The organism is Hymenobacter coalescens, assembly GCF_054783195.1.
The window spans coordinates 84,763-107,433 of sequence record NZ_BAAGRA010000021.1 but is presented as its reverse complement, the minus strand read 5'-3'; the positions used below and the strand labels follow the sequence as shown (position 1 = coordinate 107,433).

Sequence of the window (22,671 nt, the reverse complement as noted above, 5' to 3'; positions counted from 1 at the left end):
CGGTTTGGGGGAAAGCGAAGTTTGCGGATCAGGTTTTTTGCTTCTTCTTCTTTGCCGCCGGAAACAGAATGTTGTTCAAAATCAGGCGGTAGCCCGGAGAATTGGGGTGCAAGCTCAGGTCGGTGGGCTCTTCCTCCACCAGGTGCTGGTAGTCTTCGGGGTCGTGGCCGCCGAAGAACGTCCAGGTGCCCTTGCCCAGCTCGCCGTGCATGTAGCGCACCTCGCCGGAGGCCTTGTTTTCGCCCAGCACCAGCACGTCCGATTTGATCAGGCTCTTGCGAAAGGCGGTGGTCTGGCCCATGAAACCCTTCACCGTTTTCTCGTGGTCCTGGGTAAGCATGGTGGGCACCGGGTCGTACTTGGCCGAGAAGGTAAACAGCTGGAAGTAGTCGTTGTCTTCGCCCACGCCCCGCTCGTAGGGCTGCATATCGATGTTGGAGTACTCGTACTGGTACGGGTCGCGCACGATCTGGAAGTCCTTGAAGGCCAGCGTGCGGTTGTAGTTGAGCTTCTGCTGGGCCTGCGGGTCGGCCGGGTCGCCGTCGTACATGCTCTCCACCATGTCCAGCCCCAGGCCGGCCAGGGCAATGTCGTAGGTATCGGTGGCCGAGCACATGGCGAACAGGAAGCCGCCGCCGGCCACGAACTCCTGCATCTTGGTCACCACCGAGGCCTTCATCTGCGCCACCTTCGCGAAGCCGTGGCGGCGCGCCGCCGCTTCGGAGTCGCGCTGCTGCTGCTGGTACCAGGGGCGGTTGCGGTACGAGGCGAAAAACTTGCCGTACTGGCCCGTGAAGTCCTCGTGGTGCAGATGCAGCCAGTCGTACTTGGTGAGCTTGCCGTCGAGCACTTCGTCGTCGTAAATCTCGGTGTAGGGGATGTCGGCGTAGGTGAGAACCAGGGTCACGGCGTCGTCCCAGGGCTGCTTGCCTTTGGGCGTGTACACCGCGATTTTGGGCGCCTTTTCCAGCTTCATCACGTCCATGTTGGCATTCGGGTCGGCAATCTGCCCGAGGATGCCCGCGTACTGCGCGTCGCTGACGACCTGGTAGCTCACGCCGCGGATGGCCAGCTCCTGCTCGGCGCCCTGCACGGCCGGAAAGGCGAAGGCCCCGCCGCGGTAGTTCAGCAGCCAGTCCACCTCCACGTTCTTGGTGAGCAGCCAGTACGCCGCCCCGTAGGCCTTCAGGTGTTCCTTCTGGGCCTCGTCCATGGGAATGAGAATCTCGCTGGCGCGGGCTGCCCCCGGCAGCAGCGAGGCGAGCAGCAGCAGCCCGCAGGTCAGCAAACGTTTTCCTATCATAGTCGTCACGAGGCAAAGGAAGAGAAGCGGTGGCGCTTCGTTGCATCAGAACGGCGCCGGCGGGGGCCGCGTTCCGTGCCGGGCACCGGACCGAATGCGTACGGCCGCAGAAGCGCTGCGCAGCGCCCAGCCCCACAAACAAATGTAGCGAAAGCCCTACAGGTTCGGCCGAAACCGGCTACCTTTCGGCGGGCTGATTCCAGGCACAACCGCCCGGAAGCCGCTAGCTGGATTTGTAGACTTTTTCGTCTAGGTGGGTATGCATTTATTGGAAAACATTCGCGAAGCGTTCCGTTCCATTCAAAGTAACCTGCTGCGCACCGTTCTCACTGCGCTGATCGTCAGCATCGGCATCATGTCGCTGGTGGGCATTCTCACGGCCATCGACGCGATGAAATACTCGCTCAACGCCACCTTTGCCAGCCTCGGGGCCAATTCCTTCGATATCGAAGCCAAAGGCTACAACAACCGCTTCCGCCGCGGCGGCGTGCGCGGCAAAACCTACCCGGCCATCAGCTACCTGCAGGCCACCCAGTACAAGCAGCAGCTCGGCGACGAAGGCCGCGTGGGCGTCTCCGCCTTTATTGCGGGTGCCGTGAAGGTGAAGGCGGGCAGCAAGGAAACCAACCCCAATACCAACGTGGTGGCCGGCGACGAGAACTACCTGCTGAACCAGAGCTACAACCTCTCAGCCGGGCGCAGCTTCTCGCAGCTGGAGCTGGACAACGGCTCCAGCGTGGCCATCATCGGCGCCGAGGTGCGCGAAAAGCTGTTCGGCAGCAATTCGGATGCTATGGCCGTGGGGAAGTACGTGTACCTGCTGGGGCGGCGCTTCCTGGTGGTGGGCACGCTGGAGCGCAGCGGCTCGGGCATGGGCGGCGGGGGCGGGGCCGACCGCCTCGTGCTGCTGCCGCTCGCCACTGGCAACCAGATGCCGCGCAAGCAGGCCCTGACCTACGACATCAAAACGGCCGTCATGCAGCCCGAAAACCTGCCCTTCGCCATGGACCAGGCCCGGGGGCTGATGCGCGCCGTGCGCCACGACCGGCTCGGGCAGGAAGACAGCTTTGAGATGGAAAGCAGCGACTCGCTGGCCGGCAAGCTCGAAAACATGTCGGGCAGTCTGCGCCTGGGCGGCTTCGTGGTCGGCTTCATCACGCTGCTCGGGGCCAGCATTGCGCTCATGAACATCATGATGGTGTCGGTGACGGAGCGGACCCGCGAGATAGGGGTACGCAAGGCGCTCGGGGCCACGGCCCTGCAGATCCGCCAGCAGTTCCTCATCGAGGCAATTGTTATCTGCGTGCTGGGCGGCGCGTTTGGCATCGTGCTCGGCGTCTCGGCCGGCAATGCCGTGTCGCTGTTCGTGGGCGAAGGCACCTTCCTCGTACCCTGGCTGTGGATGATGATCGGACTGGCCATTTGCATCACGGTGGGGCTGGCCTCGGGTTACTATCCGGCCAGCAAGGCCGCCGGCCTCGACCCCATCGAGTCCCTGCGCTACGAGTAACAGCCGCTGAGGTAGGTTGGGAAAGATGCTGCGAGCGAGGTATTGGGCCCTGGCGACCGGGCTTTTGGGGTGCGGCGTAACTGCGCGGGCCCAGACGGCCGCCGTCCTGCAAGCCCACGTGTACACGGTTACCGAAGGGCCCCGCGACGGACGCTTTCAGGTGGCGCAGGTAAAGCTGGCCAACGCCGCAGTGGCCCGGCGGATCAACCAGCGCGTGGCTGACCTGATGACGAACTCGGAAGCCCCATCTGGCCAGAGCCTGCGCCAGCGGCTAAAAGCGGCGGAGCGAGACTGCTGCTACGACGAAGAAACCAATCGGTGGATGAACGCCGGCTCGGGACTCACCGGTGCCAGTTACAGCGTGCTGCTGAATCAGCAGGGGCTGCTGTCCCTGGAGTACGTGATGGAATCTACCGGCAATTACTCGTGGCTGGCTACGGCGCACGTGACCTTCGACCTACGCACCGGTAACGAGCTACAGCTTGCCGATCTGGTGGCAGATTCACCCGCACAGCTAACGGCCCGGATGCGCGGGGCTATCAACCGTCGCTTCGGTGAGGCCATGGCTACAGCCACCAAGGCAGGGGCTGATTCAGCTACGCTGGCTTATATGACGGAGACATTATATTGGGACAGCCGCGCAGGGCGGGTGCGGTTTGGTACTCTTACCGAAGAAGGAGCGACGCCACCGCAGTTGGAGGATTTTGCCGTCACGCCAAAGGCCTTGCTGCTGTTCTACGACGCAGGATTCCACCGCCTGCGGCCCTCTTTCGAACCCGATGCTACTTATCGTTTCCCTTTCGCTCGGCTAAAGCCAAACAGTATTCTGCAGCCTTTAGTTAATGAAGCTAGGTAGGTGTTGTGCAAATGTTGTTTTATATTTGAATAAATATCATTTGGGTAAATGGCGAATCAGCAAACAGTAGGGCAGCGTTTTAGTCAGCTCATTCAGGCGTTGGGCATGTCAAAGAATGCCTTTGCGCTTTCTCTCGACAAGACGGCTACGGTCATCCAGCACATTGTAGAAGAAAGGAATAAACCGGGTTTTGACCTTTTGTGCAAGGTGTTTGAGGTATATCCAAATGTATCAAAAGATTGGTTGTTACAAGGTTCTGGTGATATGTTTTCATTTGGGCAAGAGCAGGGCCCCGAGCCGAAGATGCCCAAACCCATAGAAGAGGAGAAGGTGCTGCCAGCAGCCGTAGCCGACACGCCGCTTGTTGCGGCCGAGCCGCCGGTAGCAGCGGTGGTAGCGCCGCCTGCGCCGCAGCCGGTGGTGCCCGCAGTAGCTTCCGCGCCCGGTGCTGTGGCGCCTGAGCAGCCGGCTCCGGTCCCCGCAGCAGCACCAGCCGCCGGGCCTAGTTGGGAAGTAGCCCTTTACGCTCAGCAGCTGCAGCATCAGTTGGCCCTGGCTGAGCTGCGCAATCAGCACTTGCTGGAACAACAGAAAATGCTGCAGCAAATGGTGGAGCTGATGCGTCAGGCACGCTAGTCACCCGATTCTTATGACCTAAAAAGCGCGGGGCCAGCCGGAAATCAATTCCGGCTGGCCCCGCGCTTTTTAGGCAAGGTGGGTATTAGTGGGTCAGCACCTCGAAGCCCAGTTCCTCCGCTTCCATCAAGCCGTTGGCGTTGACGGCCGTCAGGCGCAGCTTCTTCAGTTCACCCACCAGCAGCGGATCGTACTTGGCCGCCACACGGATGTAGTTGGGTGTGTAGCCTTCGATGCGGCCGTCCGGGGCGAGGTCATCTTCGAACAGCACTTCGGTCTGCTGACCCACGTGCTGCTCGTAAAAGTGGCGCTTCTTCTTCTCGGAAAGGCTGCGCAGCTGCGTGGTGCGCTCGTGCCGCAGGCGGTCCTGCACCCGGCCCGGCAGCGTAGGGGCCAGGGTGTTTTCGCGCTCCGAGTAGGGAAATACGTGCAGGTAGGAAACCGGCAGCTCGTTCAGGAACTGATACGTTTCGAGGAAATCCGCCTCGGTTTCGCCGGGAAAGCCCACGATGACGTCGACGCCGATGCTGGCGTGCGGCATCAGCTCCTTGATCAGGGCCACGCGCTCCTGGTACAGCTCGCGGCGGTAGCGCCGGCGCATCAGGCCCAGGATTTTGTTGGAGCCCGACTGCAGCGGAATGTGGAAGTGCGGCATGAAACGCTCTGACGCGGCCACCGTGCGGATAATCTCGTCGGTGAGCAGGTTCGGCTCGCAGCTGCTGATACGAAAACGCTGAATCCCTTCGACTTGGTCAAGTTCTTTTACCAAATCGGTAAACGTCTCCAGGCGCTGCCGGTCCTCGCCCTGCAGGCCGAAGTCGCCGAGGTTGACGCCCGTCAGCACGATTTCCTTCACGCCGGTAGCGGCCAACTTCTGCACGCGCTCCACCACGCTCTGCACCGAGCCCGAGCGGCTTTTGCCGCGGGCCAGCGGGATGGTGCAAAACGAGCAGGAGTAGTCGCAGCCGTCCTGCACTTTCAGGAAGGTGCGCGTCCGGTCGCCGAAGGAGTGCGCCGCGTGAAACTCCGTGGCTTCCGAAATCGGGGAGGCAAATACCTGGCCCGGCTGCCCGGCCTCGGGCTTGCGGTAGGCGGTTTCGTCGAGGATTTCGGCCAGGCGGAATTTCTCGGCGGCGCCAAGCACGGCGTGCACGCCGGGGATGCCGGCAATTTCCTGCGGCTTGAGCTGCGCGTAGCAGCCCACGATGGTCACGTAGGCCTCGGGGTTGTGCTTGAGGGCCTGCTGCACCACCTTCCGGCATTTGCGGTCGGCGTGGTCGGTGACGGAGCAGGTGTTGATGACGTAGACGTCGGCGCCCTGCTCGAAGGCGACTTTCGCGAAGCCGCGTTCTTCGAACTGCCGGCCCAGGGCCGAGGTTTCGGAGAAGTTGAGCTTGCAGCCCAGCGTGTAAAAGGCAACGGTGCGCGTGTTCATAGGAACGGCAAAGATACGTAGAAGCGGTGGGTAGCGTGGGCTGCCACGTAGCGCGTTGGCCTGAACGGGTTGGCGGGCAAGGAATAGAAACCTATACTTTCGCGTGGCTCACCATACGGGGAAGCTTACAAGTCCATATATAAGGAAATTAGCAACATGCAAAGCTTACGCGTGCTGTCACTGCTTTACAGCGGGCCAGCACTTAGAAGTATGTTGCAAAATAATAGCCTCCTGCAGCCAATTAAGAGTAAGGTGGAAAAGCATAAAAAATGCCTTTGCCCAGTAGCAGCGCAAGCAACTGCTGGCCCTCTGCGACTACGCGCTGACCGGTGCGGCTGAGCACTTGAAAACTGTGCAGAAGATCGAGGCTTGGATGCTGGATCTACAGCGGCCTGAAGTGTTTGACGATGGCCACCCGGACAACGTGGTGACGGTTCAGCGGCGGGCCTTTGCGGAACTTCGTGCGGCCCTTGCCGACCACGGTGTGCTCCAGTCTGAGCAACTGACCGTGTTTCACTTACGGGCCAGGGCGGACTACCTGGAAAAGAAGGTTGAAGCTCAGAAACCGTAATTGCCGCAGCTGCCTAGCCTCGTGGGCTCCTGAAAGGCGCTGGACGTACTTCCTGGCTTGAAAATACCTGGATGTAGGTATGGCCCCAATGTTCTCCCCATGCTTACATTTGGGGTTATGCGTGGATTGTTAAGGTTGGGTTGAGCCTCGGCCTCATGCTCCTACGCATCTCTCTCAATGAATTTATGTTGCTCAATTTACCTCAGTCTAATTGAGCAAAACGCAGTTTCGAAATTTTGCCTTTGCACTTTTTTTTGAATGAAACAGATAACAGTACTCGCTTTTCTTTTATTGACCTCCGTTTTGTCCTACGGGCAGAATGCGAAGGCGACACACAATTCTAACCAGCCTAATTCAACTTGCAAATACGCCAAGAATAGGTGTAGGAACGCTGAAGGTTGCAATACGTGCTTCGCCTGCATAGCTGAAGAGGACAAAGCCAGGGCGGCAAAAGAGGAAGCACGGCAAAAGCAGGCTAAAGCCAGCTACGAAAAAAGTAGGGCGGAAGCAGCCGTTGCAGCGGCGGCGGCTAAGAAGAAAAGAGCCGAGGATGATGCTCGAGCTAATGCTGGCAAGGTTTATATCAATGGCGACGGGCCGACGAAAGGGGGGGCTGTTCCTACTAAGCCAGCGAAGCCAGCGCTGGGTGGGCAGAAGGTTTACATCATCGGAAACGGTAGACTGTACAACGGAACTACCAATGATGAGATACCTGCGCCTGAAAATATGTATTATGAGGCTAGGATCGGTGCGGGAAGCCTAGACTATAATCGTGTGATAGACCCCACTAATGTTCAATACGAGTTTCCTGCTAACACCGCTGTTGTGCAGTTTCGTAATATTAATGCGACTATGGAAAATCACCCGTTTGGTGATATGGCGAATGGGCAATCTTATCCTGTTTGGGATATTTTGGATAAAGATCATAAGCGCACTTTCAATTCAAATTCCGTCGCTCATATCGATCATTTATATGGGAATTGGTTTATAATTGGATATGATTTCAAGAATAGATTTAACTTTGGATTCGTGTCTGCCAAATTATATAATGTAGCCACGAAGCAATACATAGACATTCCTGAAAGAGTTACCCCCATTGGCGCTGTTCACTTGCGCGAATTTAAATCGCATGGGATGACCCTTTTGGGTCGCGCCTATAATTATCACTACATAAGCGGCAAGTTCTCCACAACAACTCCTCAGGGACATCCTGTTACGCGTGAGGAGGCAGATCAGGCCATTGATGGCTTGCTCGGTGGGCCTAGCAAGTGGAAAGCTTTCGTTGTGGTTTCCACCGGGCCGCGCGGGGTCGATATGCCGGGCGTCGTCTACTATGTAGATGAAAACAACAAGATTCAAAAGGCAACTGCAAGTGCAGACGTATTAAAGGGTTTACCATCGTATTAAAGGAAGACCGTTCTACGAAAAAGCCCTTCCGGCCATCTGGTCGGAAGGGCTTTTTTTTGCGCGGTTACTTACTACGCTGGTGGCTGGCTTACCACTCGCTGGCCAGGATGGTGGCCCGGGCGGTAACGTAGGCGTTGCCGGGCGCCGTGGTGTTGTCGATGCTGACGGTTTTGCGCACCTGTCCGTCGACCAGGATGTCGGCGCGCAGTACGGCCCCGGCCGGGGCGCGCTGGGTGCCGCGCACGGCCGTGAAGGACACGGTGGTGCTGAAGTCGTCGCCGGCCGGGATGATGAAGGCCTGCGGCTTCTGCTCGCTGACGTTGGTGCGGGAGGCCAGGTCGTCGAAGAAGTACGCCGTGGTGACGCCGCCGGGCGAGGTACTGCCGGCGGATACCTGGGCCCCGAGGCCGGTAATGTTCTGGCCGTTGTAGCGCACCACGACGCTGTGCGTGGTGGCGGGCTTCGGGTCGGCTTTCTTCTCGTCATCGTCGCCGCAGCTGCTCAGCAGCAGCAGTGGCAGTAGGAGGGCGGATAGGGAACGGAGGGGATAGAGGGCTTGCATGCAGGGAAGATATGTATTGGGATTAACTACCTAAGCTGGACTTGTAGTAATACCAAACTGTCATGATGAGCTTACAATCCCTTGTAAGCTAGCTTCCCGTATGGTGAGCCACGCTAAAGTATAGATTCGCCCGTCGGCCGCGTATGATCAAGGCCATACTGGCAGAAAGGCTTCAGCCTTGCGTATTCGTTGCCAGCCGTTGCCGCAGCAGCGTCATCAGCCCCGCCAGCTCCAGCGGCTGCATTTCCGCCGCCGTGACGAGCGGTGCCACCTGGCCGTTCTCATCTTCCACGAACACGGCCGGCAGCGGCTGGTCTACTAGCTGCGGGTAGGCAGCCGGCAATTGGTCGCGGTAGAGGAAGCGCGCCGGCAGGGGCAAGGTCTGCAGAAACTGCTTCCACTGCGGGCGCATGCGGGCGGCGCCGTACGTCAGCTCGCAGAGCGTGCAGGGGTACGTGGCGGGCGAAACCAGCTTGTGCACCGCATCGAGCAGCGCGTGGCCCAGACCCGAATCGGCATTGTAAACGAAGAGCAGCTGGCGCATGGAAAGGGGTGGTTTTGACCGGCCGATTAGCTGGCGCTACCGCCGCAGAAAATCGGCAAACGACTCCTGCTGGTACGCCTGCCCCTGCAGCACCTGCTGGTCCTTCACGGCCGGGTCGCGGCCGATGATCTGCTTGGCGACGTTGTCCATGGTCAGCTCTCCGTCGGGCGTCATCAGGCCGAAGCCGTCGGTGTAGCAGTAGAAGGCAAAGCCGCCCGGGGCGGCGGCGGGGTCCGGGGCCAGCAGGTTGCGGCTCCAGGCGTACTCGCGGCTCGGCAGGCCCAGCTGCGTGAGCAGGGTCGCGGCCACGTCGGTCTGGCTGCCGAAGGTGCGCACGGCGCGGCCGGCCGCTTCAGGGCGCAGGGCGCCGCCGGTGAGCAGCAGCGGAATCCGAAACTTGGTGGGCGACTGAATGGCCGAGCCGTTGGGCAGGGCGTGGCCGTGGTCGGCGGCAATGACGACCAGGGTGTTGTTCCACCACGCTTCCTGCCGGGCGGCGCGCAGAAACTGGCCCAGCACGTGGTCGGTATAGGCAATGGAGTTGCGGAACTGCATGCCTTCCTCGGCGCCGGGGAAGCGTGGGCGCATCGGCACGTCGAAGGGCTCGTGGCTGCTCAGGGTGAAGGCCGTGACGAAGAACGGGGCGGGCTGCTGGCGCAAATCGCGCAGCACGCGGCCCAGCAGCACGTGGTCGTGGGCGCCCCACTTGGAGTTCTGGTCACGGCGGTTGAAGTCCTGGCGCTCCACCAAGCGCTGGTAGCCTCCGGCCAGCAGGTAGGCTTTCATGTTGGCGAAGGCCAGCTCGCCGCCGTAGTAGAAGGCCGACTGGTAGCCCTGCTGCCCGAGGCTGCGCGCCAGGTTCGGCAACCCCTCGGTTTTGCGCGGGTACTTGATGATGCTCGTCGTAGGCTGGTTGGGGTAGCCGCTGAGCAGGGCCACGATGCCCTTTTGGCTCCGGTCGCCGCTGGCGTAGAAGTTGGTGAACGACACGCCCGTGCGGGCCAGGCTGTCGAGCGTGGGCGTGATGCCCGCTTCGCCGTCCAGGTGCTGAATGACCTTGGCCGTGAAGCTTTCCAGCACGATGAACAGCACGTTGGGTCGGGGCGTGCGCAGCAGCTGTACCGGCATGGGGTCGGGCACAGGCAGGTATAGCTCGGCCACCAGCCGCCGCGCGGTGCTGTCGGGCAGGTATACGTTGGCGTTGAGCCGCTGCTCGCTCAGCCGCAGCGACTGCACCACGTTCCAGGGCACGTTCACGGCGCTGTGGTTGGCAAACGGCGACGAGGCCGAAAAGTACACGTCGCTCTGGTTGACCGGAATCTGCTGCACTCCGCCGCGCAGCGGCACCACCAGCAGCGCTATATATAGGATGCCGGCCAAGCAGGCACGCCAGCGCGCAAACGTGGCCGGCACCAGCGGCAGCGGCGTGAGCAGGCGGCGGTACAGCAGCGTGCCGAGGGCCAGCAGCCCCGCGAAAATCAGCACCAGCAGCAGCACAGGGGCCGAGCCGGCCGAGGCCGCCATTTCCGCGGGCGTGCTAAGGTACTGCAGCGGCGTGCTGTCGAGCCGGAAGCCCCAGGCACGGTACAGCTCCAGGTCGACGGTGGTCATGAGCGCCACCAGCGCGCCGATGACCGCCGTGTACACGGCCAGGGCGCGGGCCCCGCGCCAGCGCGGAAACAGGCCGCCCACCGCCAGCAGCACGAAGGCCGGCAGGCTCAGGTACGCCGCCGCCGAGCCGTCGAGCCGGGCGCCGTACAAAAAGGTGCGGGCTATGGTGCCGCCATCCAGGGCAGCGGTATTCGACCAATGATAAAGCAGAAAGGCCGCGCGCCCGAGGACGAACAGCAACAGCCAGAACAGGAAATAGCGCGGCTGGTAATAAAAGCGGTTTCTCACGGGCGGAGGACGAAGCCGCAAAGGTAAGCGGAGCCGCAGTAGTGTAGGACCGAAAGCAAAGGATCGAAAAACAGGGTGGCTGTGATGAATTGTGTGGAAGGGGTTGTCAAAAACAGGGGGTGGGCTCGATGAAAACGTTTGCGAGAGGAAAAAGGCCCCTAAAAAAAGAGGGGGTCATTGTGAAAAGTGAGTTTCGAATCTATCTTTGACCCATCAAAAGCAGTTTCCCCGCTTTTCTTACTTCACCCTCCCCGTTACGTGGCAACCCTTCGCTTTCGTGCTTTGAATCTGGTCGACCAGCGCAAACCTGTGCCGGTTGAGTCCTCCGAACGCCGTTCGGAGTCGTTTGGTCGCAACGTGTTTGGCCTGGAGGCCATGCGCGCCACCATGTCGGGCGACTACTTCAAGAAGCTGCAGTCCGCTATCAAGCAGGGCCAGCCCGTGGAGCGCTCCGTGGCCGACGCCGTGGCCGGCGCCATGAAGACCTGGGCCATGAGCAAGGGGGCCACGCACTACACCCACTGGTTTCAGCCGCTGACCGGCGCCACCGCCGAAAAGCACGATTCGTTTTTTGACCTGAACTCCGACGGCCGGCCGATCGAGAACTTCAAGGGTTCGGCGCTGGTGCAGCAGGAGCCGGATGCGTCCTCGTTCCCGTCGGGCGGCATCCGCAACACCTTCGAGGCCCGCGGCTACACCGCCTGGGACCCGACTTCCCCCGCCTTCATCATCGAGACGGCCGGCGCCAAGACGCTGTGCATCCCGACCATCTTCGTCGCCTACACCGGCGAAGCCCTCGACTACAAAGCCCCGCTGCTCAAGTCGCTGGTGGCCCTGGAGCGCGCCGCGCTGCCCGTGTGCCAGTACTTCGACAAGGACGTGCAGCGCGTGACCACCACGCTGGGCATCGAGCAGGAGTACTTCCTGGTGGACCGCGCCCTGTTCGGCGCCCGCCCCGACCTGGTGATGACCGGCCGCACCCTGTTCGGCCACGCGCCGGCCAAGGGCCAGCAGCTCGAAGACCACTACTTCGGCTCCATCCCGGCCCGCGTGCACGCCTTCATGCTCGAGTTCGAGGAGGAGGCCAACAAGCTCGGCATTCCGCTGCGCACCCGCCACAACGAAGTGGCCCCGCACCAGTTTGAGTGCGCCCCCACCTTCGAGGACGCCAACCTGGCCATCGACCACAACCAGCTCCTGATGGACATCATGGACCGCGTGGCCGACAAGCACGACTTCAAGGTGCTGCTGCACGAGAAGCCCTTCGCGGGCGTCAACGGCTCGGGCAAGCACAACAACTGGGCGATGAGCACCGACACCGGCGTGAACCTGCTCAGCCCCGGCCGCAAGCCCAAGGAGAACCTGCAGTTCCTGACCTTCTTTATCAACACGGTGAAGGCCGTGCACACGCACGCCGATCTGCTGCGCGCCTCCATCGCCTCGGCCTCGAACGACCACCGCCTCGGCGCCAACGAAGCCCCGCCGGCCATCATGTCGGTATTCGTAGGCAAGCAGCTCTCGGAAGTGCTCGACGAGCTGGAGCGCAACGCCAAGCTGCCCCTCGACAAGGGCGACAACCTGTACCTGAAGCTGGGCATCGACAAGATTCCGCCTATCCTGCTCGACAACACCGACCGCAACCGCACCTCGCCCTTCGCCTTCACCGGCAACAAGTTCGAGTTCCGCGCCGTGGGTTCGTCGGCCAACTGCTCGTCGTCGATGACCGTGCTGAACGCCATCGTGGCCGACCAGCTCGAAACCTTCCGCCAGGAAGTGGACGCGCTGATCGAGGGCGGCCGCAAAAAGGAAATGGCCATCATCGACGTGCTGCGCCAGTACGTGATTGATTCCAAGGCCATCCGCTTCGAGGGCAACGGCTACTCCGACGAGTGGAAGGAAGAGGCCGCCAGCCGCGGCCTGTCGAACGTGCCGACCACGCCGCCGGCCCTCGATGCCTTCGTCACCGAGTCGGCCGCGCAATTATTCGAGCGTTTGGGCATATATTCGCACGTTGAACTGCACGCCCGCCACGAAATCCTCCTCGAGGATTACATCAAGCGGGTGCAGATCGAGAGCCGCGTGATGGGGGATTTGGCCGTAAACCACATTATTCCGACCGCGGTAGCGTACCAGAACAAGCTTGTGCAAAACGTGCGCGGCTTGCGCGAACTGGGCCTCGACGACGAGTACTCGCAAGTGACCGTCGATTCGATCAAGGAAATTTCGCGCCGCATCGCCACCATCAAAAACACGGTGGGCGACATGATTGACGAACGTAAAAAAGCCAACAAGCTGGAGGACACGCGCGAGCGGGCCCTGGCCTACGGTGAAAATATCCGTCCGCTGTTCGACGTAATCCGTCGGCAGGTTGACAAATTGGAACTTCTGGTGGCCGATGAAGATTGGCCTCTAGTAAAATACCGCGAGCTGCTTTTCTTGCATTAGCAGCCTCGGGTGCAGCCGGTTCGAATTCGGGTGGGAATGCAGTTCGACCGGCTCGCCACTAAGCCCGTTGGCCCCGCAGCAAGTGCGGGAGCCGGCGGGTTTTTTCATTTTTAGACGGTTTTTGGACCGTCGACTCCAAAAGCCCGGTTGTCTCATAACGGATAGCCGGGCTTTTAAATTTTAGTCGCCTCCGCCACCACAGCCACCACAGCCGCTGCTGCTACAGCCGGAGCAACCGGAGGAGCAGCCACCGTCGCCGCCGAAGTCGCCGCTGGCACCGCCACCGCCGGAGTGGCCGTCGCCAAAGTCGGTGCCGCTGTCTGAATCAGAGCTACCGCCTGCGCTCCAGTCATTACCGGCGCGATTGGCCCGCAAGGCCCGCAGAAATTCCTCATCGAACAGGCGTAGCGCCAAAGGCGGTTCGACGCCGACCAGCAGCGCGTTGCCGTACAGCAGCGGCAGTACTGCCGCGGCGGCTGGCACGCCGTCGGCCATCTGGGTGATAAGCGCATCGGTTTCCTGCCGCAGGGTGATGCGCAGTACGCTTCCGTCGTGAGTCAAGGCAAACGACTGGAAGAGCTTATACCAACCATTGCGCAGGATGTGGCCTTGCAATCCTGGGGCCTCGGCCACCAACAAGCGGAAGCGGTGCGGCTCGGGCAAGCTCTCTAACAGCATGCCCACGTAGTGCTGGAGCAGCACCATCTGCCGCCCTTTCGGCAAGACTTGTAACAGTGGCTGCTCGTGGGGGCGGCACTGGTAGGTGGCGGCTGCGTCGCCGGGGCGCACATAGTAGCAGGGCGCGGGCAGGTTGTGGGGTAAGGGCTGGAAGGGGCGGTTTTCCAGCCGCAGCACGTCGCGTAGGATGAGGTCGGCGAAGGTCAGGCGCAGCATGTGGCGCACGGGCGCCTGGGTGGTGCGCTGCAGCAGGAGCACTTCGGCGGGGGAGAAGCGGGCCAGCTGCATCAGAAACGACGGAAAAAACGGAGTTTGGGCAGCAGCCAGAAGCGGCCTAGGTTGACACGCCGGAAGTTGATGTCGCCGAACCGCTCGGCGCCCTCGGGCCAGAGGTCGGCAGGCGGGGTTTGGCCGAAGGTGGCATGGTACAGCGCCTTGGTACGGGCGTACCAGTCGGTAAACTGCGCCCGCTGCTGGGCGCCGCCGCGGGTGGGGCCGTGGTGCATGGGCCGGCCGAGCACGTGGGGGCACCATTCTTCCCAGTAGGAGCGGGTGTAGAGCAAGTGCAGGTGCCAGACCTGATCAACCTGGTCGGAGGGCGTAAGCGGGTGCTCGGCCAGGCACAGCAGCAGCATAAAGCGCTTGTACTCCTGCACGGCGCGCAAGCTGTAGCTCAGCGGCCAGCCGTTTTCGCGGGCCAGGCGGTCGGTAAACGTGAGGGCCGCGTGCGGGTCGTCGAGCTCGAAGGCCTCGATTTTCTGCCAAAGCGCGAGGTGGTCGGGGCGCATGGGGCGAAGCAGCAGCGGGTGGGGCGGACGAGCTTTCTACGCTACGAAGCCTCGGCGGTTGGAGCCGGGGCGGGCAGTGCGGGCAAGTCGTGCTCCAGCACCTCGGCCTTGGAACCGAAGTCGGGCGCAACGGCCCGGCGCAAGCGGTTGGTCAACTCGTCGAGGGTGCGGCGCACGTTCGTGACGGTGGGGTGCTGCTGCAGCCGGGCGGCGGCTTCGGTCTGGAGCACGGCCCGCACGATTTTCTCCACCACGAAAGGCAGAATCCAGCCGACCACGTTGGAGGCTAAGGCCCCGCGCAGGCCCAGGCGGGCCAGCAGCCGAATGGTCATGCGCTCCAGCAGCAGGGCCTTGGCGGCGGGTGCGGCCTTGTCGACCAGGAAATCGGCCACCAGCTTGGCATTGCCCTTCTGCACTTCGGCGCGCAGCACCTCCTGCACCGAGTCGGCGGCCGAGCGAAAGGCTTTGCGGAACAGCGGGCCGGTTTGCCAGGCGCGCAACCCCAGGGCGCGGGTAGCGTCGAGCAGGGTGGGAAAAATGGCGGGGGCTTTCATCACTGCCAAGAAACGCAAATGCGGCGGAAAGGTGCGGGCAGGCTGTGGTGCCGCAAAAGTTTTCCGCTGCGATGGCCCGGGGGCCGTAGAGTAGCAGCAGAGTTTGTTTTCTTGCGTTACGGCTGTTCTCGTCCGCCGATGCGCCGCCGATTGCCTCGCAACACACCCGCACCCAGCATGCACGCCATTGTTATCAGCCGGCCCGGCGGCCCCGAAGTTTTGCAGTTGCAGCACCGCGACGTCCCGCGCCCCGCACCCGGCCAGGTGCTGGTGCAGGTGCTGGCCGCCGGCGTCAACCGCCCCGATGTGCTGCTGCGGCAGGGCAAGTACGGCGGCGCGGCCGACGTGGCGGGCCTGGTGCCGGGCCTCGAAATTGCCGGCGTGGTGGAGCAGGTCGGGGCCGGTGTCACGCGCTGGCAGCCCGGCGACGCGGTGTGCGCCCTGCTGGCCGAAGGCGGCTACGCCGACTACGCCGTGGTGGACGCGCGCCACTGCCTGCCCGTGCCCGAGGGCTGGCGCATGTCGGAAGCGGCGGCGCTGCCCGAAACGGTGTTTACCGTGTGGCACAACGTGTTTCAGCGTGGCGCACTGCGGCCCGGCGAAACCCTGCTGGTGCACGGCGGCAGCAGCGGCATCGGCACCACCGCCATTCAACTGGCTCGGCTGCTTGGCTCGCCGGTGTACGCTACGGCCGGCTCCGACGAAAAGTGCCGCGCCTGCGAGGCGTTGGGCGCCACCCGCTGCTTCAACTACCAAACCGAGGATTTCGAGGCCGAGCTGCGGGCGCAGGGCGTCGACGTGGTGCTGGACATGATCGGGGGCGACTACACGGCCAAAAACCTGCGCCTGCTCAAGGACGACGGCCGGCTGGTGTTCATCAACGCCATGCAGGGGGCGAAGGCCGAGTTCAACGCGCTGGAGGTAATGCGCCGGCGCCTGACCATCACCGGCAGCACCCTGCGGCCCCGCTCGGCCGACTTCAAAGCCGCGCTGGCCGCTGCGGTGGAACAGCACGTCTGGCCCTTGCTGGTCAACAAGCAGTTCAAGCCCGTGCTCTACCGCAAGTTTGCCCTGACCGAAGCCGAGCTGGCGCACCGCCTGATGGAAAGCAGCCAGCACATCGGCAAGATCGTGCTGCGCGTGAACCGGTAGCCCGCTGCTCCCGGGTAAAGCAGCAATGAGCAAAGCGGGGCGCCGACCAAGTCGGTCCGCGCCCGGCGTTTATTACTGGCCGGCGAGGCTAGAACTCCACGATAAAGCCGATGGTGGGCAGTACCGTGGCCTCGTCGTCGGCCAGGATGACGGGCACCGCGTTCGAGCCGTCGGGCAGAATGGGCTGGCCGTCGGTCGTCGCAAAGCCCGCGTTGTCGGCCGTGCGCTGGAAGGTGTACTGCGGCAGCGCGGGGTTTTTGATTAGGAACACGTTCTGCAGGTCCACGAACAGGTCGATGGTCACGCGGCGCAGGTTGTACTTCTTGTCGAGGCGGAAATCCACCTGCTGGAAGGAGCCCAGGTGCTGGGTGTTCAGGCGCGCGTAATCGAGCACGCCTTGGCCGATGCTCAGGTAATTCTGCTGCGAGGCCCCGAGGTCGAAGGGCGTGTAGGGGGCGCCGCCGGCAAAACGGTACTTCAGCCCCAACTCCCAGCCGCGGCTGAACTTGCGGCCCAGCAGCGCGGAGGCCAGGTGGCGGGTGTCCCAGGCCGAGGGCTGGTACCGGCCATCGGCGCCGCTGAACTCGCTGCGGAACAGCGTGTAGGAGGCCACCGCAAACCAGTTGTTGGTAAGCTTCTGCTGGAAGAAAAACTCCCCGCCGAAAGCCCGGCCCTGGCCGGTGCTGGTCACGGCTTCGTTGCCCAGGGCCACGAAGTCGCCGCCGAGGTTGGCCAGGGAAATACCGTCGCGTACCGACACGGGGTAGTGGTCGTAGCGCTTCAGGAAGCCTTCCACCGTCAAGCGCGTATTGGCCGCGGGCAGGAACTCCAGGCCCGCCACGTAGTGCGTGCTGCCGATGTAGCGCGTGTTCTGGTTCACGAGCTGGCCCGCGTTGTCGCGGAAACCGAGCAGGGTGGAGGGCAGAATCTTGTAGTAGCGGCCGATGGAGGCGTTCAGGTTCCAGCGCGAGGCCAGCGCGTAGGAGGCCGAGAGGCGCGGCGAGAGGGTGCGCAGCAGGTTGGCCCCGCCCTCGGTAAAGGAATTGCCGTCGGCGCGGATGCCGGCCGACACGGTCAGCCGGTCGTTGGGCAGGAAGGGACGCGTGACCTGGGCGAAGGCCCCGAAGCGGGCAAAGCGCAGGTCGGACTGAAAGCGCACTTCCACGGCCGGCTGCAGCACCGAACCGTCGGGCGCCTGCACTTCGCGGCGCAGGCGGTTGAAGTAGCGCGAATCGAAGGTAATCCACTGGCCCACGCCGCCGTATGCGTACTGCCACTTGCCCAGGCTGCGGTTGACGTCCACGCGCAGCTTGTTTTCTGTTTCGCCCGAGCGCGTGAGCAGGTTGCGCCGGCTTTCGTCGCCGCTGAACTCCGCGCCGCCCTCAAAGCGGTTGACCTGGTTGTCGAGCTGGGTGCGGCTCAGCGCCACGTTTACGTAGCCCCGCTCAATGAGCTGCCGCAACGACGCGCCCAGCGTGTAGTTCCACTGGTCGATGCTGGGCGTGTTGCGCAGGGTGTATTCCTTTTCCAGCGACGATTCGCGCGGCACGGCCACCTCGAAGTGGTCGATGGCGCCCAGGCCGAGGGCCGTCAGGGTGGTTTTGGGCGAGAGTTTGGTGGTGACTTTAAACTGCGCGTCCCAGTAGTTGGGGCGGATGGGCAGGTCGATGGCCTTGAACAGCAGCTGCAGGTAGGAGCGGCGCACCGAGGCCAGAAAGGTGGTGTTCGGGGCCAGCGGCCCTTCCAGCGTCCCGGCTACTTCGGTGCCGCTCAGGCGCACGTTGCCCTGCACGCGGTCGGGGTTGCCGTCGCGCTGCCGAAACTGCAGCACGCTCGAGAGGGTGTTGTCGTAGCGGGCCTCGAAGGCGGAGGTGCTCACCGTCACGTCTTCGATAAACGACACGTTGAGCAGGCCGGTGGGGCCGCCGGCCGAGCCCTGGGTCTGGAAGTGGTTGATGACGGGCACCTCGATGCCGTCGAGGTAGTACACGTTTTCGTTGGGTGCCCCGCCGCGGATAATAATGTCGTTGCGGAAGCCGGCCGTGCCGCCGGTGCCCCCGCCGCCCACGCCCGGCAGCACCTGCACCACCCGCGAAATGTCGAAGTTGCCGCCGGGGTTGCTTTTGATTTCCTCCACGTTCAGGCGCTGCACCGACAGCGGCGTTTCGGCCGTGGCCACGCGGATGGCGCGGTTGGCCGTCACCTGCACTTCGCCCAGCTGCTGGGCCGCCGGCGTCAGCTCCAGGCTCACGATGTTGGCGTTGCCGGAGGTGATGCTCACGTTGGCGCGCAGCAGCGGCTCGTAGCCCACAAAGGAGGCGCGCACGTTGTAGCTGCCCGTCGGAATGCCGCTCAGGCGGAAGCGGCCCTGCTCGTCGGTGGCGGCGCCCAGCGCGGTGCCTTCCAGCGCCACCGTCACGCCCGGCAGCAGCTGCTGGGTGGCCCGGTCGCGCACGGTGCCGGTGAGCACGCCGGTGCTCTGGGCCTGGGCCAGCAGGCTGGTCAGCAGCAGCCACAGCACAAAAGAGTATCGAAGGGGCATGGGAAGGAAATTATGGTTTGTTTCCGTACGAACCGGCTGGTTTATGGTATGTTTAAAAACTAGATAATATATTTTCATACTACTTCATGAACCGCACCGGCCTTGGGTTGTTACTTTACCCGCCATGGATTATTCCTTACTGAAGCAGCTGCTGGAGCAAGTGGAAGAGTTCGACAAGGCGGGGGGCGCAGACAGCCGCCCGGCCGACCTCGGCAGCTTTGCCACCTGGCTGTACGGGCGCACGGCCGCGCCACCCCCGCCGCGCGGCCCCGCCGCGCCCCCGGACGTGCCGCCCATGCCGCCCGAGGCCGAAATCGGCAAGCTCATCATCTTCCTGAACCGCTACGCCCGCTCCTACATCCGCCTGGGCCTGGCGGGCACGCCCCTGCTGACGCCGGATGACTTCGCGTACCTGGTGACGGTGATGGGCCACCAGCCGCTTTCCAAAACCGAGCTGATTGCCCGCAACATTCACGAAAAAGCCACCGGCACCGAGGTCATCAAGCGGCTGCTGGCGCGCGGGCTGGTGGCCGAGCACCCCCACGCCACCGACCGCCGCAGCAAGCAGCTCACCATCACCGAAGCCGGCGGCCTGCTGCTGCGGCAGGTATTCGGGCGCATGCACCAGGCGGCCCAGCTCATTGCCGGCGACCTGACGACCGCCGAGCGGGCCCAGCTGCTGTACCTGCTGCAGAAGCTCGACGCGTTTCACCACCCCATTTTCGCCGGGCCGCGCGCCCAGTCGTTTGCGGAGCTGCTGCGGCACCTGCCGGCGAGCAACGGGGAGGCGGGAGCGGCTACGTCAGCTCCTGGCTTCAACGAAGGCTGGCAATAAGGGCCGCGTAAAACCAAAAGCTGGGGCCGCCGGTACACCTGGGGAGCGGTGCCCCACGCTGGGTGCGCCCGTTAGCCCGCCTCCGCATGAAAACTGCCCTGCTCATCGGCGCCACCGGCCTCGTCGGCGACTACCTGCTGCGCCAGCTGCTGCTCGACCCGCGCTTCGGCCGCATCAAAGTCTTTACCCGGCGGCCCACGGGCTACCAGAACCCGGCCAAGCTCGAAGAGCACCTCGTGGATTTCAACCACCCGGAGCAGTGGCAGGACCTGCTAAGCGGCGACGTGCTGTTTTCCGCGCTGGGCACCACGCTCAAGCAGGCCGGTAGCCAGCGGGAGCAGTACAAAGTCGATTATACGTACCAGTTTCAGGCCGCCGAAGCGGCCGCCCGCAACGGTGTGGGCACCTACGTGCTGGTGTCGTCGGCCTCCGCCGACGCCGGCTCCAAGATCTTTTACACCCGCATGAAGGGCGAGCTGGAGCGCGACGTGCGGCAGCTGCCGTTTCAGTGCATCCGCATTCTGCAACCCGGGCCGCTGGCCGGCCCGCGCACCGAGTCGCGGCCCCTGGAAAAGGTGGGCATTGCCGTGACCAGCGTGTTGGGACTGTTGCCGCCGCTGCGCCAGTACCGCCCGGTGCACGGCCGCGTGGTGGCCCGGGCCATGATCAACGCCGCGCTCGACGAGACGCCCGGCGTGCAGGTGGATACGCTGGGCGGGGTGTTCGAGCGGGCGGGAGAGGAGTAGCCGTTGCCGGCAGCCAGGCTGCACGGAAGGCGCCGAGTGCCTTGCCGTGGCGCACGGAGCCGCTTCGTACCTTTGCGGCAAGCAACTTTGCCCCCCGCAACGCTGTTTCGCATCCGACCCTTCGGCCCCCCGCATGAGCTCGACTTCCGCTTCCAAGATTTACTGCCCCAGCCTGACCGAATACAAGCGCCGCGAGGCGCGCGTCGTCCGCATCGGCGACCTGCCCCTGGGCGGGCATTACCCCATCCGCGTGCAGAGCATGACTACCGTCGACACCATGGACACCATGGGCTCGGTGGAGGAGACGCTGCGCATGGTGGAAGCCGGCTGCGAGTACGTGCGCATCACGGCCCCCAGCATGAAGGAGGCCCAGAACCTGCTCGAAATCAAAAAGGAGCTGCGCAAGCGGGGCTGCACCGTGCCGCTCATTGCCGACATCCACTTCACGCCCAACGCGGCCGAGCTGGCCGCCCGCATCGTGGAGAAAGTGCGCGTAAACCCCGGCAACTACGTCGACAAGAAGAAGTTTCAGACCATCGAGTACACCGACGCGGAGTACCAGGGCGAGATTGAGCGCATCCGGGAGCGGTTTCGCCCGCTGGTGCAGATCTGCAAGCAGTACGGCACCGCTATGCGCATCGGCACCAACCACGGCTCGTTGTCGGACCGTATTCTGAGCCGCTACGGCGACACCCCGCTGGGCATGGTGGAGTCGGCGCTGGAGTTTCTGCGCATCTGCGAGGACGAGAACTACTACGACGTGGTGCTGTCGATGAAGGCCTCCAACACGCAGGTGATGGTGCAGGCCTACCGCCTGCTGGTGCAGAAGCTCGAAGCCGAGGGTCTGCAGCCCTACCCGCTGCACCTGGGCGTGACGGAAGCCGGCGAAGCCGAGGACGGCCGCATCAAGTCGGCCGTGGGCATCGGTACGCTGCTGGAAGACGGCCTGGGCGACACCGTGCGCGTGAGCCTGACCGAGCCGCCCGAAGCCGAAGCTCCCGTGGCCCGCATGCTCATCGACCGGTACACGAACCGCGCCGCCGAGGCCAAGCCGATTGCCCCATTGGGGAATGACGAAGGAAAAATGACGAAGGAAGATGGCAACAGCGAATCTTCCATTATCCTTCCTCCTTCTGCCCTCATCCCGATTGACCCGTTCCAGTACCACCGCCGCGCCACGCACGAGGTGCTGAACATCGGCGGGCAGAACGTCCCGCGGGTTGTTGCCGACATTGCGCGCCTGCCGCAGCTGGAGTACGCCGACCTGCGCTGCGTGGGACACCTGTACTCGGCCTTCCTCGACAAGTTCCAGATGAACGACCTCGGGGCCGACTTCATCTACACCGGCCAGCGCCCGGCGCCCTTCATGCTGCCCAACGGCCTGAAAGAGCTGGTTGACTATTCCGCGTGGATTGACGGCGGCAAGCGCGCGGACCACTTCCCGGTGCTGACCCACAGCGAGTACGCGGTGGCGGCCGCCACGCACCCCGAGGCCAACTTCGTGTTTCACCACCTGGAGTCGCTGACGGCGCCGGCCCTTGAGCAACTGCGCCAAGACCGCACAGCCGTCGTCATCCTGTACACCGACAACGCCCACGCCATGCCCGAAATCCGCCGGGCGTTCTTCCGGCTGCTGAACGCGGGCGTGACCAACCCGGTCATCATCAACCGCCAGTACCCCGAGCAGGCGCCCGAGCAAACCCAGCTCCACGCCGCCACCGACGTGGGCGGTCTGCTGCTCGACGGCCTCGGCGACGGCGTGGTGCTCAGCACCGAAAAGCTGCCCGACGCCGACCAAACCACCTGGCTTCAGCGCCTCGACGGGCTCAATCAGCTCAGCTTCGGGATATTGCAGGCGGCGCGCACGCGCATGAGCAAGACGGAGTACATCAGCTGCCCGAGCTGCGGCCGCACCCTGTTCGATCTGCCCGAAACCACCGCCATGATCCGCCGCCGCACGGACCACCTCAAGGGCGTCAAAATCGGCATCATGGGCTGCATCGTGAACGGCCCCGGCGAAATGGCCGACGCCGACTACGGCTACGTGGGCGTGGGCCGGGGCAAGATTGCCCTCTACCGCGGCCAGGAAGTCATCAAAAAGTCGGTGCCCGAAGAAGCCGCCGTGGACGAGCTGATTAACCTCATCCGCGAGGACGGCCGCTGGGTGGAGCCGGTGCAGGTGGAAGAGCCGGTAGGGGTGTAACCGGG

General features: G+C 63.2%; 19 protein-coding genes. 10 read left to right on the top strand and 9 right to left on the bottom strand.

Translation table 11 applies throughout. The features are described 5' to 3' along the window. Positions 1–28: 28 nt before the first annotated feature. Positions 29–1,303: an asparagine synthetase B gene (locus ACYVKQ_RS19645; RefSeq protein ID WP_460677130.1), complete on the bottom strand. Its 1,275-nt coding sequence runs from the start codon at positions 1,301–1,303 to the stop codon at positions 29–31. Between the two features lie 259 nt (positions 1,304–1,562). Between ACYVKQ_RS19645 and ACYVKQ_RS19640 the strand changes: the two genes are divergently transcribed. From ACYVKQ_RS19640 to ACYVKQ_RS19630, 3 genes are all read left to right on the top strand, one after another. Continuing rightward, positions 1,563–2,813: an ABC transporter permease gene (locus ACYVKQ_RS19640; RefSeq protein WP_460677060.1), complete on the top strand. Its 1,251-nt coding sequence runs from the start codon at positions 1,563–1,565 to the stop codon at positions 2,811–2,813. 118 nt (positions 2,814–2,931) lie between these two features. After that, positions 2,932–3,669, top strand: coding sequence for a hypothetical protein (locus ACYVKQ_RS19635; RefSeq protein ID WP_460677059.1), 738 nt, complete (start codon positions 2,932–2,934; stop codon positions 3,667–3,669). Between the two features lie 48 nt (positions 3,670–3,717). Continuing rightward, a complete protein-coding gene (locus ACYVKQ_RS19630) occupies positions 3,718–4,305 on the top strand; it encodes a hypothetical protein (protein ID WP_460677058.1) in 588 nt (195 codons plus the stop codon). Between the two features lie 85 nt (positions 4,306–4,390). Here ACYVKQ_RS19630 and mtaB read toward each other — a convergent pair whose 3' ends face one another. Then, on the bottom strand, positions 4,391–5,740 hold the full coding sequence (mtaB, locus tag ACYVKQ_RS19625; RefSeq protein ID WP_460677057.1) for a tRNA (N(6)-L-threonylcarbamoyladenosine(37)-C(2))-methylthiotransferase MtaB: 1,350 nt from the start codon (positions 5,738–5,740) through the stop codon (positions 4,391–4,393). A 352-nt stretch (positions 5,741–6,092) separates the two neighbouring features. On the opposite strand from mtaB, the gene ACYVKQ_RS19620 reads away from it, so the two are divergent. Together ACYVKQ_RS19620 and ACYVKQ_RS19615 are read left to right on the top strand one after the other, a co-directional pair. After that, positions 6,093–6,311, top strand: coding sequence for a hypothetical protein (locus ACYVKQ_RS19620; protein ID WP_460677056.1), 219 nt, complete (start codon positions 6,093–6,095; stop codon positions 6,309–6,311). Between the two features lie 258 nt (positions 6,312–6,569). Continuing rightward, complete coding sequence (locus ACYVKQ_RS19615) at positions 6,570–7,718, top strand: hypothetical protein (RefSeq protein WP_460677055.1); 1,149 nt, start codon at positions 6,570–6,572, stop codon at positions 7,716–7,718. 88 nt (positions 7,719–7,806) lie between these two features. On the opposite strand, the gene ACYVKQ_RS19610 is transcribed toward ACYVKQ_RS19615, so the two are convergent. From ACYVKQ_RS19610 to ACYVKQ_RS19600, 3 genes are all read right to left on the bottom strand, one after another. Continuing rightward, on the bottom strand, positions 7,807–8,280 hold the full coding sequence (locus ACYVKQ_RS19610) for a hypothetical protein (RefSeq protein WP_460677054.1): 474 nt from the start codon (positions 8,278–8,280) through the stop codon (positions 7,807–7,809). Positions 8,281–8,452: 172 nt separating this feature from the next. After that, positions 8,453–8,824: a hypothetical protein gene (locus tag ACYVKQ_RS19605; protein WP_460677053.1), complete on the bottom strand. Its 372-nt coding sequence runs from the start codon at positions 8,822–8,824 to the stop codon at positions 8,453–8,455. 36 nt (positions 8,825–8,860) lie between these two features. Next, positions 8,861–10,723: an LTA synthase family protein gene (locus ACYVKQ_RS19600; protein WP_460677052.1), complete on the bottom strand. Its 1,863-nt coding sequence runs from the start codon at positions 10,721–10,723 to the stop codon at positions 8,861–8,863. 258 nt (positions 10,724–10,981) lie between these two features. Here ACYVKQ_RS19600 and ACYVKQ_RS19595 point away from each other — a divergent pair, with 258 nt between their 5' ends. Then, a complete protein-coding gene (locus tag ACYVKQ_RS19595; protein WP_460677051.1) occupies positions 10,982–13,168 on the top strand; it encodes a glutamine synthetase III family protein in 2,187 nt (728 codons plus the stop codon). A gap of 180 nt (positions 13,169–13,348) precedes the next feature. On the opposite strand, the gene ACYVKQ_RS19590 is transcribed toward ACYVKQ_RS19595, so the two are convergent. Genes ACYVKQ_RS19590 through ACYVKQ_RS19580 form a run of 3 tightly spaced genes read right to left on the bottom strand, consistent with a single transcriptional unit; the run spans position 13,349 to position 15,188 of the window. Then, complete coding sequence (locus ACYVKQ_RS19590; RefSeq protein ID WP_460677050.1) at positions 13,349–14,134, bottom strand: hypothetical protein; 786 nt, start codon at positions 14,132–14,134, stop codon at positions 13,349–13,351. Beyond that, complete coding sequence (locus tag ACYVKQ_RS19585) at positions 14,134–14,634, bottom strand: glycine-rich domain-containing protein (RefSeq protein ID WP_460677049.1); 501 nt, start codon at positions 14,632–14,634, stop codon at positions 14,134–14,136. Before ACYVKQ_RS19585 ends, ACYVKQ_RS19590 begins: the two co-directional genes overlap by 1 nt. A 41-nt stretch (positions 14,635–14,675) precedes the next feature. Beyond that, on the bottom strand, positions 14,676–15,188 hold the full coding sequence (locus tag ACYVKQ_RS19580; protein WP_460677048.1) for a hypothetical protein: 513 nt from the start codon (positions 15,186–15,188) through the stop codon (positions 14,676–14,678). A 177-nt stretch (positions 15,189–15,365) separates the two neighbouring features. Here ACYVKQ_RS19580 and ACYVKQ_RS19575 point away from each other — a divergent pair, with 177 nt between their 5' ends. Beyond that, positions 15,366–16,340: an NAD(P)H-quinone oxidoreductase gene (locus ACYVKQ_RS19575; RefSeq protein ID WP_460677047.1), complete on the top strand. Its 975-nt coding sequence runs from the start codon at positions 15,366–15,368 to the stop codon at positions 16,338–16,340. A gap of 88 nt (positions 16,341–16,428) precedes the next feature. Here ACYVKQ_RS19575 and ACYVKQ_RS19570 read toward each other — a convergent pair whose 3' ends face one another. Continuing rightward, a complete protein-coding gene (locus tag ACYVKQ_RS19570) occupies positions 16,429–18,882 on the bottom strand; it encodes a TonB-dependent receptor (protein WP_460677046.1) in 2,454 nt (817 codons plus the stop codon). 124 nt (positions 18,883–19,006) lie between these two features. Between ACYVKQ_RS19570 and ACYVKQ_RS19565 the strand changes: the two genes are divergently transcribed. The 3 genes from ACYVKQ_RS19565 to ispG all read left to right on the top strand — a co-directional run bounded on the left by ACYVKQ_RS19565 (position 19,007) and on the right by ispG (position 22,666). Then, complete coding sequence (locus tag ACYVKQ_RS19565) at positions 19,007–19,717, top strand: MarR family winged helix-turn-helix transcriptional regulator (protein WP_460677045.1); 711 nt, start codon at positions 19,007–19,009, stop codon at positions 19,715–19,717. 86 nt (positions 19,718–19,803) lie between these two features. Continuing rightward, positions 19,804–20,463, top strand: coding sequence for an NAD(P)H-binding protein (locus tag ACYVKQ_RS19560; protein ID WP_460677044.1), 660 nt, complete (start codon positions 19,804–19,806; stop codon positions 20,461–20,463). A gap of 133 nt (positions 20,464–20,596) precedes the next feature. After that, complete coding sequence (gene ispG / locus ACYVKQ_RS19555; RefSeq protein ID WP_460677043.1) at positions 20,597–22,666, top strand: (E)-4-hydroxy-3-methylbut-2-enyl-diphosphate synthase; 2,070 nt, start codon at positions 20,597–20,599, stop codon at positions 22,664–22,666. Positions 22,667–22,671 lie beyond the last annotated feature (5 nt).